9 protein-coding genes, 9 tRNA genes and 1 pseudogene are annotated in these 12,714 nt (G+C 43.4%); 14 read left to right on the top strand and 5 right to left on the bottom strand.

Annotated elements, in window-relative coordinates:
• Nucleotides 1-136: 136 nt before the first annotated feature.
• On the bottom strand, nucleotides 137-904 hold the full coding sequence (gene cysZ / locus Xish_RS02710; RefSeq protein ID WP_099116593.1) for a sulfate transporter CysZ: 768 nt from the start codon (nucleotides 902-904) through the stop codon (nucleotides 137-139).
• 220 nt (nucleotides 905-1,124) lie between these two features.
• On the opposite strand from cysZ, the gene zipA reads away from it, so the two are divergent.
• The 4 genes and pseudogenes from zipA (at nucleotide 1,125) to Xish_RS02690 (ending at nucleotide 5,748) form a co-directional block, all read left to right on the top strand.
• Nucleotides 1,125-2,060 carry a cell division protein ZipA gene (gene zipA, locus Xish_RS02705; protein WP_208614802.1) on the top strand — a complete coding sequence of 312 codons (936 nt, stop codon included), beginning with the start codon at nucleotides 1,125-1,127 and terminating at the stop codon, nucleotides 2,058-2,060.
• 61 nt (nucleotides 2,061-2,121) lie between these two features.
• Nucleotides 2,122-4,140 (top strand): NAD-dependent DNA ligase LigA, encoded by a 2,019-nt coding sequence (gene ligA / locus Xish_RS02700; RefSeq protein WP_099116592.1) that lies wholly within the window; start codon nucleotides 2,122-2,124, stop codon nucleotides 4,138-4,140.
• Between the two features lie 171 nt (nucleotides 4,141-4,311).
• Nucleotides 4,312-5,502: a NupC/NupG family nucleoside CNT transporter gene (locus tag Xish_RS02695; protein WP_099118642.1), complete on the top strand. Its 1,191-nt coding sequence runs from the start codon at nucleotides 4,312-4,314 to the stop codon at nucleotides 5,500-5,502.
• 70 nt (nucleotides 5,503-5,572) lie between these two features.
• Nucleotides 5,573-5,748 (top strand): annotated as a pseudogene (locus tag Xish_RS02690) (putative quorum-sensing-regulated virulence factor).
• A gap of 51 nt (nucleotides 5,749-5,799) precedes the next feature.
• Here the strand turns inward: Xish_RS02690 and Xish_RS02685 are convergent.
• The 3 genes from Xish_RS02685 to gltX form a co-directional block, all read right to left on the bottom strand.
• A tRNA-Ala gene (locus Xish_RS02685) sits at nucleotides 5,800-5,875 on the bottom strand.
• Between the two features lie 62 nt (nucleotides 5,876-5,937).
• Nucleotides 5,938-6,013 (bottom strand) — tRNA-Ala (locus Xish_RS02680).
• Nucleotides 6,014-6,221: 208 nt separating this feature from the next.
• The gene (gene gltX, locus Xish_RS02675; RefSeq protein WP_099116591.1) at nucleotides 6,222-7,634 is read right to left on the bottom strand and encodes a glutamate--tRNA ligase; all 1,413 of its coding nucleotides are present in this window, start codon (nucleotides 7,632-7,634) and stop codon (nucleotides 6,222-6,224) included.
• 280 nt (nucleotides 7,635-7,914) lie between these two features.
• On the opposite strand from gltX, the gene Xish_RS02670 reads away from it, so the two are divergent.
• The 7 genes from Xish_RS02670 (at nucleotide 7,915) to Xish_RS02640 (ending at nucleotide 8,654) form a co-directional block, all read left to right on the top strand.
• Nucleotides 7,915-7,990: transfer RNA gene (locus Xish_RS02670), tRNA-Val, on the top strand.
• A gap of 35 nt (nucleotides 7,991-8,025) precedes the next feature.
• Nucleotides 8,026-8,101, top strand: a tRNA-Val gene (locus Xish_RS02665).
• Between the two features lie 45 nt (nucleotides 8,102-8,146).
• Nucleotides 8,147-8,222 (top strand) — tRNA-Val (locus tag Xish_RS02660).
• 46 nt (nucleotides 8,223-8,268) lie between these two features.
• Nucleotides 8,269-8,344: transfer RNA gene (locus Xish_RS02655), tRNA-Lys, on the top strand.
• Between the two features lie 30 nt (nucleotides 8,345-8,374).
• A tRNA-Lys gene (locus tag Xish_RS02650) sits at nucleotides 8,375-8,450 on the top strand.
• A gap of 30 nt (nucleotides 8,451-8,480) precedes the next feature.
• Nucleotides 8,481-8,556: transfer RNA gene (locus Xish_RS02645), tRNA-Lys, on the top strand.
• Nucleotides 8,557-8,578: 22 nt separating this feature from the next.
• Nucleotides 8,579-8,654: transfer RNA gene (locus tag Xish_RS02640), tRNA-Val, on the top strand.
• Nucleotides 8,655-8,766: 112 nt separating this feature from the next.
• On the opposite strand, the gene Xish_RS02635 is transcribed toward Xish_RS02640, so the two are convergent.
• Nucleotides 8,767-9,138, bottom strand: coding sequence for a YkgJ family cysteine cluster protein (locus tag Xish_RS02635; RefSeq protein ID WP_099116590.1), 372 nt, complete (start codon nucleotides 9,136-9,138; stop codon nucleotides 8,767-8,769).
• A 614-nt stretch (nucleotides 9,139-9,752) separates the two neighbouring features.
• On the opposite strand from Xish_RS02635, the gene Xish_RS02630 reads away from it, so the two are divergent.
• The 3 genes from Xish_RS02630 to agaV are packed head-to-tail and all read left to right on the top strand — an operon-like array spanning nucleotide 9,753 to nucleotide 12,711.
• Nucleotides 9,753-11,048 carry a D-tagatose-bisphosphate aldolase, class II, non-catalytic subunit gene (locus tag Xish_RS02630; RefSeq protein WP_099116589.1) on the top strand — a complete coding sequence of 432 codons (1,296 nt, stop codon included), beginning with the start codon at nucleotides 9,753-9,755 and terminating at the stop codon, nucleotides 11,046-11,048.
• Nucleotides 11,045-12,205, top strand: a complete 1,161-nt coding sequence (locus Xish_RS02625) for an SIS domain-containing protein (protein ID WP_099116588.1) — start codon at nucleotides 11,045-11,047, stop codon at nucleotides 12,203-12,205. Before Xish_RS02630 ends, Xish_RS02625 begins: the two co-directional genes overlap by 4 nt.
• Nucleotides 12,206-12,228: 23 nt before the next feature.
• Nucleotides 12,229-12,711 carry a PTS N-acetylgalactosamine transporter subunit IIB gene (gene agaV / locus Xish_RS02620; protein ID WP_099116587.1) on the top strand — a complete coding sequence of 161 codons (483 nt, stop codon included), beginning with the start codon at nucleotides 12,229-12,231 and terminating at the stop codon, nucleotides 12,709-12,711.
• Nucleotides 12,712-12,714: the final 3 nt, after the last annotated feature.

The raw sequence follows: 12,714 nt of genomic DNA, 5'->3' as shown, positions 1-12,714 counted from the left end.
AAAGAATAATTGATGGTCATTTTATATTCTTTGGATTATTTAAGGCTAGCATAATTTTTTAACAAAGCCCCCTGACATACTTGTCATTTGTCAGGGGCTTTGTTGCTGTAATAGGCAGAGGATAGTAAGCAGAAAATTAGTTTGATGATGTGCGATTCAGGGCGTGTTGAGCACGGTAGCGATCAACCCACATTGCAGTGGCTCCACAAACAGCAACGGGCATGATAAACAGATTCACGATCGGGATCATAGTCAGTATGCTTACTGCTGCGCCAAATTGCAGGTTATCTATTTTGTTTTGGCGCAAGGTATTACGCATAGTGGTAAAACTGACTTTATGGTTATCAAACGGATAATCACAATATTGGATTGCTAGCATCCAGGCGCTAAAAATAAACCAAAGGAGAGGTGCGATGGTTTGGCCTATTCCTGGAATGAAATAAAGTAACAAGAGGATCAGTGCTCGTGGAATATAGTAAAGAATTTTCACTACTTCGCGTTTCAAAATACGTGGCGTATCTTTGAGCAGGTCGATAACGCCAGTATCTGGTGCTGGAATACCTGTTAAGTCAGCCTCCAGTTTTTCCGCCAGCAAGCCATTAAATGGTGAAGCGATAAAATTAGCGAGTGTGCTGAAAAAATAAGTAAAAAACAATAAGATAGAAATAACGGCAAGTGGCCAAATTAAATAGCTTAACCATTGCATCCAGTCTGGTATTTTATCGAGGGTCCATTGTATCCAGTCATCCAGTTTATGATATAGCCACCAAAATGAACCGCCTAGTAATAAAATATTAGCCAATAAAGGTAATAGAACGAATCTCTTAATGCCAGGACGGGTTATTAGTTGCCAACCTTGGACAATATAGTGAAATCCACTCGCATGTTTTGTCGAATTCGTCATATTTTCTTATTCTCTCTTAGATGATTGAGGCGGTATGATATAGGCAGGATTTTCCACTGACCAGTCGTTTTATGAGTAAAAAACATCCGAAAAAACAGAGGAAATCTCTCATTATGGTAAGAAAAGTATGTAGAGACTTGCACTTGTCCTATTTGACAAATACTCTTATCTAAAGAATATTCCGCCGTAGTGGCAATTAATTTAAACAACAGAGATAGCAATGATGCAGGATTTGCGTCTGATATTAATCGTTGTTGGTGCGATAGCCATAATAGCTCTGCTATTACATGGGCTGTGGACCAGCCGTAAAGAGCGTTCATCACTCTTTCGTGATCGCCCAGTTAAACGTCATAAACAGGGGCATCAGGAAGAGCCAAAGGATGATGATGGTGATGAATTGTTTGATAATACGTCAAAATCGAATGTTCAGGAGTCGGCGAAACCGCATACTGAACATCGTGCTGAGCCGGTTATCGAACGTCATGCGTCTGAGTCGTTAGCCGTAGTGCCTGATGATGGTACAGATCCTTTACTTGCAAGGCATCAATCTGATGTTTCTGCAATCAAGGTGAACGCTGCTGATGATCAACAGGAAGAACCACAACTTGGGTTGTTCGATCCGATTGAATCTGTCGAATCGAAAGAAGCCAGGATAACAGAGTCAGATTCTGAAATTGTGGAAGGGCAGTCAAAGGCAGCGAAAAATGAAGCATTGTCTAAATCTGAACAGACTAAAAAAGAGACTGTGTTGGTATTGCATGTTGCCGCTCACCATGGGCAAGAACTGAATGGTGAAGTATTGTTCCAAAGCATTTTACAGGCAGGCTTCCGGTTTGGTGAGATGAATATTTTTCATCGCCATCTAAACCCATCGGGTAGTGGTGCTGTATTGTTCAGTTTAGCTAACATGGTAAAACCTGGCTCATTTGATCCTGACCAAATGGTAGATTTCACTACCCCTGGCATTTCCATATTTATGCTTGTGCCTTCATATGGTGATTCCAATCAGAATTTTAAACTGATGTTGCAGGCGGCACAGCGCATCGCTGCTGATGTAGGGGGCGTAGTTCTGGATGGTGAGCGCAAAATGCTGACACCACAGATGATAGAACTCTATAAAGCGCGTATCCGTGATACACTCAATGTCGGTGAATAACCCCCTTTTTTTAGTATCAAACCCCCGCTAGTCGGGGGTTTTTCATCTCTGGTGAGAAGTCATGGAAAATATTATCCAAAAAATTAATGAATTAAGAACAACATTACGTCATCACGAATATTTGTATCATGTTATGGATGCACCAGAGATCCCTGATGCAGAATATGATCGTTTGATGCGAGAATTAAAAACATTGGAAGAACAGCATCCAGAATTGGTTACTGCGGATTCTCCTACCCAGCGTGTGGGAGCGGCACCGTTAACGGCGTTTGAACAGGTACGCCATGAGATCCCTATGTTATCTCTGGATAATGTATTTGATGAAGAGAGCTATCTGGCATTTGATAAACGCGTTCGTGATCGTCTGAAAGACAATCAGGATTTGGTGTTTTGTTGTGAGCTAAAACTTGATGGTTTGGCGGTCAGCTTGCTGTATGAAAATGGGGAATTGGTACAGGCTGCGACCCGTGGTGATGGGACAACGGGGGAAAATATTACCGCCAACGTCCGTACCATTCGTGCTATTCCCTTACGTTTGAAAGGCGACAATATTCCCGCCCGCATTGAAATCCGTGGTGAGGTCTTTATGAAGCAGGCTGGATTTGAAAAATTCAACGAAGAAGCGCGCCGCACAGGCAATAAAGTATTCGCTAATCCCCGTAATGCGGCTGCCGGATCATTACGCCAGCTTGACCCTCGTATTACTGCCAAACGCCCACTGACTTTCTATTGCTACGGTGTTGGTATTCTGGAAGGTGGGGAGTTGCCAGCAAGTCACTACGAGCGCCTGATGCAATTCAAACGGTGGGGACTGCCTGTCCATGACAAGGTGAAGTTATGTCAGGGAACTCAGCGGGTGATGGATTTCTACCATGACATTGAGCAGAAGCGGCCGACACTGGGCTTTGATATTGATGGAATTGTAGTTAAGGTCGATTCCCTCGAATTACAAGAAAGGTTGGGTTTTGTTGCCAGAGCACCACGTTGGGCGACAGCTTTCAAGTTTCCGGCTCAAGAGCAGATGACTATCATCCGTGATGTCGAATTTCAGGTAGGGCGTACTGGTGCCATTACTCCGGTTGCTCGTTTGGAACCTGTATTGGTGGCAGGTGTTACGGTTAGTAATGCCACACTGCACAATGCAGATGAAATTGAACGTCTGGGGCTGCGTATTGGTGATACGGTGATTATTCGTCGTGCCGGAGATGTTATCCCGCAAGTAGTGGGAGTTGTTCATGAAAACAGGACAGCAGAAACTCAGGAAGTGATTTTTCCCGCTCATTGTCCAGTTTGTGGCTCAGATATAGAGCGTGTTGAAGGTGAAGCGGTCGCTCGTTGTACCGGAGGGTTATTTTGCGGTGCGCAGCGCAAAGAAGCATTGAAACATTTTGTTTCCCGTCGTGCTATGGATGTTGATGGCATGGGCGAGAAAATCATTGAGCAGCTTGTGGATAAAGAGTATGTCAAAACGCCGGCTGATCTTTTCCGGCTGACTGCCGGAAAATTAACTGGCCTTGAGCGCATGGGACCCAAGTCTGCGCAAAATGTTATTAATGCCTTGGAAAAATCGAAAAAAACTACCTTAGCTCGCTTTATTTACTCTTTAGGTATTCGAGAAGTTGGCGAAGCGACAGCCGTTAATCTGGTTTCTCATTTTGGCACATTAGAAAAATTACGAGCAGCGGATATTGACGCTCTGATTGCAGTACCGGATGTAGGAGGTGTTGTTGCTCGTCATGTCGTGAATTTCTTTAATGAGCCACATAATCAGGCAGTGATTGACGATCTGGTTGACAATATTGGTATCCATTGGGAATTGGCTGATAGCCTGAGCGTGGATGAGATCGATAGCCCCTTTACCGGCAAGACAATCGTATTAACTGGCTCATTGAATCGTTTGTCACGAGACGAAGCCAAAGATAAGTTGACAGCTTTAGGGGCAAAAGTGACAGGAAGTGTGTCTAAGAAGACAGATTTGGTCATTGCCGGTGAAGCCGCTGGCTCCAAATTAGCGAAAGCCAATGAATTGGGAATTCCTGTTATCGATGAGGAAGAAATGCTTCGTTTATTGGGTGAATAATTCGTATTCCACTTTAAGGATGTGATGATTAAAGTGTGATCAGATTGGCTAAATGGGAAGTAATTATTCTAATAATAAAATTATGTGATAATAATCAAACTTTACTATTGTGCGTTACATAGAATACAGACATAAATTTGCACAGAATCGTGTTTGGAGCTCTTCTTTATGATGTCTCATATTTTTCATTTTATCCTCGCGTTGGTCGTGATTGGCGGCCTGGCTATTTTGGCTAGTAACAGCCGGAAGAATATTAAGTTCCGCTATATAATTCAGTTGCTTATAATCGAACTCTTTCTGGCATGGTTCTTCCTGAACTCTAATGTGGGTTTGGGGATAGTGAAAGGATTTGATAATTTATTTATCCATCTTTTGTCTTATGCAGCAAAAGGCACCAGCTTTGTTTTCGGTGGCATGATAGAAGCGAACCTGGCTTTTTTCTTCCTGAATGTCTTGTGTCCTATTATCTTTATCTCCGCCCTGATTGGGATTTTGCAGCATATCAAAGTGCTGCCAATTGTCATTCGTGTGATCGGTACAGTACTGTCTAAAATCAATGGCATGGGGAAGCTGGAATCATTTAATGCGGTGAGTTCATTGATTCTGGGGCAATCAGAGAACTTTATTGCTTATAAAAATGTGTTGGACAAAATGTCTGAACGCCGGATGTATACGATGGCGGCAACGGCAATGTCTACGGTATCTATGTCTATTGTCGGCGCTTACATGACGATGCTGGATGCAAAATATGTGGTTGCTGCATTGATCCTCAATATGTTCAGCACGTTTATCATCTTGTCTCTCATCAATCCTTATTCTGTTGAGAATGAAGAAGAAATCCGTATGAGCAACCTCCATGAAGGGCAGAGTTTCTTTGAAATGCTGGGTGAATACATTCTGGCGGGTTTCAAAGTTGCCTTGATTGTCACTGCGATGTTGATAGGTTTTATTGCTTTGATTGCGGGAATTAACGCAATTTTCCATCTGATATTTGGGATTACCTTCCAAGAGTGCATGGGATATGTGTTTTATCCGTTTGCATGGATCATCGGTATTCCAAGTGATGAAGCGCTGAAAGTAGGCAGTATCATGGCAACCAAGTTGGTTTCCAACGAATTTGTGGCGATGCAGAGCCTGCAAGAGATCTCTGCTCAGCTAAGTGAACATTCGAAAGGTATTCTGTCCGTGTTTTTAGTCTCTTTCGCGAACTTCGGCTCCATCGGAATTGTTTCTGGTGCTATTAAAGGGCTGGATGAAAAACAGGGTAATACTGTTGCGCGTTTTGGAATGAAATTGTTGTTTGGCTCAACGCTGGTGAGTTTCCTCTCCGCAGCAATTACCGGATTGATTTTGAGCGTCTAATCTATTAACCGAAAGTGGCGTCTTGGCAGGCGCCATTTTTTTATATTTGTCGGAAATAGCGAATACAGCTATGCCATCTGGTAAATATAAGGACGAATGTTAATTGATTTGCCGGAAGAGTATCTACTTTGGTTTGCTCGCAAGGGGGAGTTCCCACAGGGAAAGCTGGGCGAGTTGATGGAAATGACGTTAATATCTTACGTGAATAGTCATCCAATGAAACGTATGCAAGTAGATAAACAGTAGCATAAAAGCAAAAAATCCCTGAAAATTTTCATTTTCAGGGATTCAGAATTTTGGTGGAGCTAAGCGGGATCGAACCGCTGACCTCTTGCATGCCATGCAAGCGCTCTCCCAGCTGAGCTATAGCCCCACAAATGTGGTTCAGGTTTTGAATACCAAATACTGATTACCTTGATGAGTAAGATAAATATTTGGTGGAGCTAAGCGGGATCGAACCGCTGACCTCTTGCATGCCATGCAAGCGCTCTCCCAGCTGAGCTATAGCCCCAAATCAAAATCCTGTGGAACGGGGCGGATCATATGAAACCCAGAGAATTCTGTCAATGAATTCATTAATGTTCTCTGTGTAAACGCTGAAAAAGCCGCCAAAAACCAAGTTTGGAGAGCAAATTAAAGGCACTGCATAAATTGAGTGCCTTTATTATTCACATTATTTACGCCACTGTATTGACGCAACATCGGTAAATGACGATTTATTATGCTTCACGCTGAGCAATATAATCCAGGGCCTTATCAATACGCGCTAATGAACGTGCTTGGTTAATCGCGTGGATTGTTACATCAACACTCGGCGACTGGCCAGCACCGGTTACAGCAACACGCAGTGGCATACCAACTTTACCCATACCTACTTCCAGTTCGTCAGCCGTCGCCTGAATAGCGTGATGGATATTCTCAGGTGTCCATTCAGTAATCGCTGCCAGTTTCGTACGGGCAACTTCTAATGGCTGGCGAGCTACCGGGCGAAGATGTTTTTTCGCAGCATCCGCATCAAATTCGGCAAACTCTTCATAGAAGTAACGGCAAGATTCAGCCATTTCTTTTAGTGTCTTGCAGCGTTCACCCAACAGTTTGATCAAATCAACCAGTTCTGGACCTGTGCGAGTATCAATACCTTGCTGTTCAATATGCCATGCTAAATGTACAGCAACTTTTTCTGCTGGCAGGGTATTGATGTAATGATGGTTCAACCATTGCAATTTTTCTGTATTGAATGCACTGGCGGATTTGCTGATAGCATCGAGGCTAAACAGTTCAGTCATTTCTTCGACGCTGAAAATCTCCTGATCGCCATGTGACCAGCCCAGACGTACCAGATAGTTCAACAGCGCTTCTGGCAGATAACCATCATCACGGTATTGCATTACGCTGACTGCACCGTGGCGTTTGGACAGTTTTTTACCATCATCGCCGAGGATCATAGAAACATGGGCATATTCTGGAACAGGGGCACCGAGTGCTTTCAGGATATTGATCTGACGTGGGGTATTGTTGATATGGTCTTCACCACGAATAACATGGGTGATTTCCATATCCCAATCATCAATTACCACACAGAAGTTATAAGTTGGTGAACCGTCGGTACGGCGAATGATCAAATCGTCCAGTTCTTGGTTACTGAATTCAATCGGACCACGGATGCTATCATTAAAAATAACAGAACCTTCTTGTGGATTGCGGAAACGTACAACGTGTGGCTCATCGTGACTATGCTGGCACTCGCTATCACGGCATTTCCCGTCATAGCGAGGTTTTTCACCATTCGCCATCTGAGTTTCACGCAATTGTTCCAAATGCTCTTTAGAACAATAGCAACGGTAAGCAGTACCTTGATCCAACATTTCATCAATAACTTGGTTGTAACGGTCGAAACGTTTGGTCTGATAATAAGGGCCTTCATCCCAATTCAGATTTAACCAGTTCATTCCGTCCATAATTGCGTCGATGGCTTCTTGAGTAGAACGTTCCAGATCGGTATCTTCGATGCGAAGAACAAATTCACCTTTATTGTGGCGACTGTATAACCAGGAATAAAGAGCAGTACGCGCACCACCAACATGCAGATAGCCAGTAGGACTTGGTGCAAAACGGGTTTTAATTTTACTCATCAGGAATTGCCTTAATTACGTTTCTCTATTAGAGAGCGTGTTGGATGATTGATGTAACAATTGAAGTAACAACAGTGGGGGTTATTTTATCACTGCACCTTAATTCCTCAATGGCGTTAACGGTAGGTTATTGAGAAAAGCTAAAATAAGCAGCTTAAATGATACCATTGCGTGATTATAATTGTTTCATTCTGTTTAATTTTACGACGAACGATTGTTTTAGTGATAAAAAGCGTTGACTCACTTCGAACTATCCCTATAATGCGACTCCATCACGACGGGGCGATTAGCTCAGTTGGTAGAGCATCTCCCTTACAAGGAGGGGGTCATCAGTTCGAATCTGGTATCGCCCACCATATCTCTCGTAGTGATAAAAAATGATTTTATGATTGGGCGATTAGCTCAGTTGGTAGAGCATCTCCCTTACAAGGAGGGGGTCATCAGTTCGAATCTGGTATCGCCCACCAATCATAAATCAGTGGTATTGATGTCGTTAATAGTCATCGTGAAGTGGGCGATTAGCTCAGTTGGTAGAGCATCTCCCTTACAAGGAGGGGGTCATCAGTTCGAATCTGGTATCGCCCACCACTTCATCGGGTTGTTTCGTATCTAGTATCACACTGATATTTAGAATGGGTCGTTAGCTCAGTCGGTAGAGCAGTTGACTTTTAATCAATTGGTCGCAGGTTCGAATCCTGCACGACCCACCATTCAAATATCAAAATCAAAATTATCTAATTGGGTCGTTAGCTCAGTCGGTAGAGCAGTTGACTTTTAATCAATTGGTCGCAGGTTCGAATCCTGCACGACCCACCATTTAGATATCAAAATCAGAATTACCTAATTGGGTCGTTAGCTCAGTCGGTAGAGCAGTTGACTTTTAATCAATTGGTCGCAGGTTCGAATCCTGCACGACCCACCATTTAGGTATCAAGATATGAAGTGGGCGATTAGCTCAGTTGGTAGAGCATCTCCCTTACAAGGAGGGGGTCATCAGTTCGAATCTGGTATCGCCCACCACTTCACTCCAAAATTTCTTATCAAACTCCGCTTACCTTAGAACAATATCTCCTGAATACTATCTGAGTGAAATATTCTGTTTTTTATTCGACTACTATCAAACGAGTATCAACTATGTTTGAGGTTTTGGCAGAGGGGGAAGGCCATAAGCAGCTCTGGCACGATCACAACTTTCATTATAATTTTCCCTTTCCCAGGCTTGGGGAAATTCTCTGCAAGGAGAAGGTCTTTTATCATAGATAGAACAGGAAACCGATTTACCAATTTCACCGCATAAATTGATACATCGGGGATGAGCTTCGTTTGTGCCTTTCATGCAGCGCATGAAATCATTTAATTTTTCGGTCATAGATACGGGAACTGTACCGCCACCATCCTCAGCTTCAGCCCAATAAAATGAAACACGAAAATATGCACAGCAAGCACCGCAGTTAATACAGGGATTGTCTTGTAACTTAGATTGAAAAATTAACGTTTTACCCATACCAGAGTCACTATCTGATGTTTAAAATATATACTTAGGTAAAATAACCTTTCCTCAAAAGCCCACTTTCCAATGGAAAGCAAGCCTCCTTAAAAATAAATTATGTTGTCAAATCATATCTATTTTCAAGATAAATTTATATCTTTTGGATGCAATAGAAGTTATTGAATAGATTACTCCTTTAGCAAAGAAAATATAGCTGGATAAACTTTACCTAAAGTGATCTCAGTCACTTCATATGTGAATCCAAGTGTTATTTCTATATTTATTCCTGCATCTTCCACTTGTTAATTCCTTTAATTCCAGTTCCTGACCGTCTTTAAGTATAAAAATGAATAAGCTGAATGAAAGGCCATACTTTCAATTTGAATGAAAATGAAATGATTTTCGGAATAATTTTTCTTTAAAAATGAATTTTAATAAGGATCACATTTTCAGTATCCCTACTCTGCTGTAATTGTTTCCTAGGGAAATAGTTTTGACTTTGAAGCTGGGGTTATCGTCGGATACTGATTGTCTTTGGTGGCGACGTTATTGTGGTTGATGAATAGGAAATATCTATTTTAATTAAAAACGTAACGTTTTTAACCATATCTAAATAGACTGGAGATATTATGCAGCCACTATTACAGTTGATCCGTCGCCACAAATCAGGCGAGAACGTTGGGATTTACTCTGTTTGTTCGGCTCATCCTTGGGTGCTGGAAAGTGCAATTCGCCTTGCCAAAGAGCGAAATTCCTCGGTACTTATTGAAGCAACTTCTAATCAAGTTAATCAGTTCGGTGGATATACCGGAATGCAACCGGCAGATTTCCGTGCAATGGTCTGGAAAATTGCTGACAAAATAGAGCTTTCCCGCGAAAGAGTCTGGCTCGGTGGTGATCATCTGGGACCTAATGCATGGCAAAACCGTAGTGCACAAGAGGCTATGCAGCTCTCTGAAACACTGATTTACGATTATGTTGCGGCAGGTTTCAAGAAAATTCACCTCGATTGTTCAATGCCCTGTGCTGATGATGCGGTACCGCTTAGTGATGAAATCGTGGCATCCCGTGCAGCGAAGTTGTGTCAGGTTGCCGAGCGCAGTTGGAGCGAGCATGGTGGTGAACGACCTGTTTATGTGATTGGCACTGAAGTTCCTGTACCGGGAGGTGCCAGGGAGTCAATGGAAGGGATGCAGATCACTTCACCTCAGGCAGCAGAAACGACGCTGAAAGTTCATCAACACGCGTGGCAAGAACACGGTTTAGCGGATGTCTGGCCGCGGGTTATTGGCTTGGTGGTTCAGCCTGGCGTCGAGTTTGATCATCATCATGTTGAACATTACAACTCAGCGAAAGCACAAACATTAAGCCAGTTTATCGAAACTGTCCCCCATTTGGTCTATGAAGCTCATTCTACAGATTATCAGACTCCGCGTGCTTACCGTGAATTGGTGCGTGACCACTTTGCCATTCTAAAGGTAGGGCCTGCGCTGACGTTTGCCCTGCGTGAGGGGTTGTTTGCTCTCGATAAGCTAGACCGTGAATGGAATGGTGAGCTGAATGCAGCTCACCTGCACAGTACGCTGGAGCAAATCATGTATGAACAGCCTCAGCATTGGAGTCCTTATTACAAAGGCAGTGCGCATCAGCGATATATCGACCGCCAATATAGTCTTAGTGACCGCATCCGTTACTATTGGGCAGAGCCAGAGGCAGAAACAGCAGTCAGTAAGCTTTTGAATAACCTGCGTACTAATCCAATACCTCTGTCGATGCTGAGCCAATATTTGCCTGAACAGGCCAAAGCTGTAAAAGAAGGGCGTCTGGAACATGATCCGAAAGTGTGGGTGATGGATAAAGTAAGAAGCGTTTTGCTTCAGTACGCGCTAGCGTGCGAAGAACTGAATGAAGGGGCTGTGGCATGAGGACAATACTGTCATATTCACAATCATGGCTGGAAAAGCACAATGCACTTTTTACCGCAGAGGAGATAGTCCATCAACCTCGTTTATGGCGTGAACTCTATCGTGAACTAGAGTCCAGCGCGGTACAGTGGCAGCCTTTTTTGTCTTCCTTGTTAGTTAAGCCTGATTTACAGATTATCCTCTGTGGTGCCGGTTCTTCCGCTTTTGTCGGTAAGGCGATGGCTCCGTGGTTACGTGAACATTGTGGGTTGAATGTCTGTGCCTATGCGTCAACGGATATTGTGCCGGCACCGTGGCAGTATCTTGAAAAACAGCGGCCGACCTTACTGGTTTCCTATGCTCGTTCTGGTAACAGCCCTGAAAGTGTTGGTGCAATTGAGCTGGTGGATCAGTTGGCAGATGATGTTTATCACTTGATACTGACCTGTAATCCCGATGGTGCGCTTGCCCATTATGCAAAGGTCAAGCACGCAGAGGGCAAAAACAATGCCTGTTCGCTGATTATGCCTAAAGGTTCTCATGATCGTAGCTTTGCAATGACATCCAGCTTTAGTTGCATGATGTTGGCGACATTGCTACTGCTTGGCAAACTGGATTTTGCACGAGCCGGTAAGTTAGTCGAAAAGATGGCAACTCTTTGTGAAAAGTGTTTTTCAGAGTGGCTACCGCTGGTTCAGAAAGTATCACAGTCCGGTTTCAGCAGAATGGTAGCATTGGGTTCCGGCTGTTTTACCGGTATCGCGGAAGAAGGTGCCCTGAAGATGCTCGAACTGACAGCCGGTAAAGTGGCAACCCGTTTTGACTCTACACTCGGTGTACGTCACGGGCCTAAATTCATGATCGATGAAAATACCTTAGTTGTCGTGATGCTGTCGGCTGAAACGTATTGCCGCCGTTATGATATCGATCTGCTCAATGAACTGAAACATGATGAACGGGCAAAACAGATTATTCCGCTTAGCAGCCTGCCATTATCGGGAGCAGTTGAACTAAATGGCGAACTTTCTGATATTTGGCTAATGTTTCCATATCTTATCTTTTTCCAGTTGTTGGCCTTCAATACTTCGTTGTCACATAACTTATCACCCGATAATCCTTGCCCGACAGGGGAAGTTAATCGGGTTGTAAAAGGTGTCCAATTATACCCTTACCAATAGACTAAATGATAATAGGAGTGAGTATGTCTGCCCCAAACATATTAATGACCCGAATCGATAATCGTTTGATTCATGGTCAGGTTGGCGTGACCTGGACAAATTCACTGGATGCGAATTTGGTTGTGGTGGCAAATGATGAAGCAGCCGCTGACCCTGTTGCCCAATCTTTAATGGATATGGTGGTCTCTGACGGTGTGCAAACCCGCTATTTCACATTGCAGAAAACAATCGATGTAATCCATAAAGCGGCGGACAGGCAGAAAATTTTTATTGTCTGCAAAACACCTCAGGATGTACTGACTCTGGTTAAAGGAGGTGTTCCTATCAAGTTTGTCAATGTCGGAAATATGCATTTCTCGGAAGGAAAAAAACAGATCCACAAAACGGTCTCTGTTGATGATGCTGATGTCAATGCATTCCGTGAGCTGGATAAATTGGGCGTCATTTGCGAAATCCGTCGGGTGCCGGATGAAACGGGTGAAGTCGTCTCTAAGCTGATTAGCTGAGGA

The organism is Xenorhabdus ishibashii (genome assembly GCF_002632755.1).
Lineage (GTDB): Bacteria > Pseudomonadota > Gammaproteobacteria > Enterobacterales > Enterobacteriaceae > Xenorhabdus > Xenorhabdus ishibashii.
This window is presented reverse-complemented; position numbering and strand designations above follow the sequence as displayed.

Excerpts from the sequence above, each read along its gene's own strand:
- cysZ (WP_099116593.1), bottom strand. The coding sequence starts at position 904 with ATGACGAATTCGACAAAACATGCGAGTGGATTTCACTATATTGTCCAA.
- zipA (WP_208614802.1), top strand. The coding sequence starts at position 1,125 with ATGATGCAGGATTTGCGTCTGATATTAATCGTTGTTGGTGCGATAGCC.
- ligA (WP_099116592.1), top strand. The coding sequence starts at position 2,122 with ATGGAAAATATTATCCAAAAAATTAATGAATTAAGAACAACATTACGT.
- Xish_RS02695 (WP_099118642.1), top strand. The coding sequence starts at position 4,312 with ATGTCTCATATTTTTCATTTTATCCTCGCGTTGGTCGTGATTGGCGGC.
- gltX (WP_099116591.1), bottom strand. The coding sequence starts at position 7,634 with ATGAGTAAAATTAAAACCCGTTTTGCACCAAGTCCTACTGGCTATCTG.
- Xish_RS02635 (WP_099116590.1), bottom strand. The coding sequence starts at position 9,138 with ATGGGTAAAACGTTAATTTTTCAATCTAAGTTACAAGACAATCCCTGT.
- Xish_RS02630 (WP_099116589.1), top strand. The coding sequence starts at position 9,753 with ATGCAGCCACTATTACAGTTGATCCGTCGCCACAAATCAGGCGAGAAC.
- Xish_RS02625 (WP_099116588.1), top strand. The coding sequence starts at position 11,045 with ATGAGGACAATACTGTCATATTCACAATCATGGCTGGAAAAGCACAAT.
- agaV (WP_099116587.1), top strand. The coding sequence starts at position 12,229 with ATGTCTGCCCCAAACATATTAATGACCCGAATCGATAATCGTTTGATT.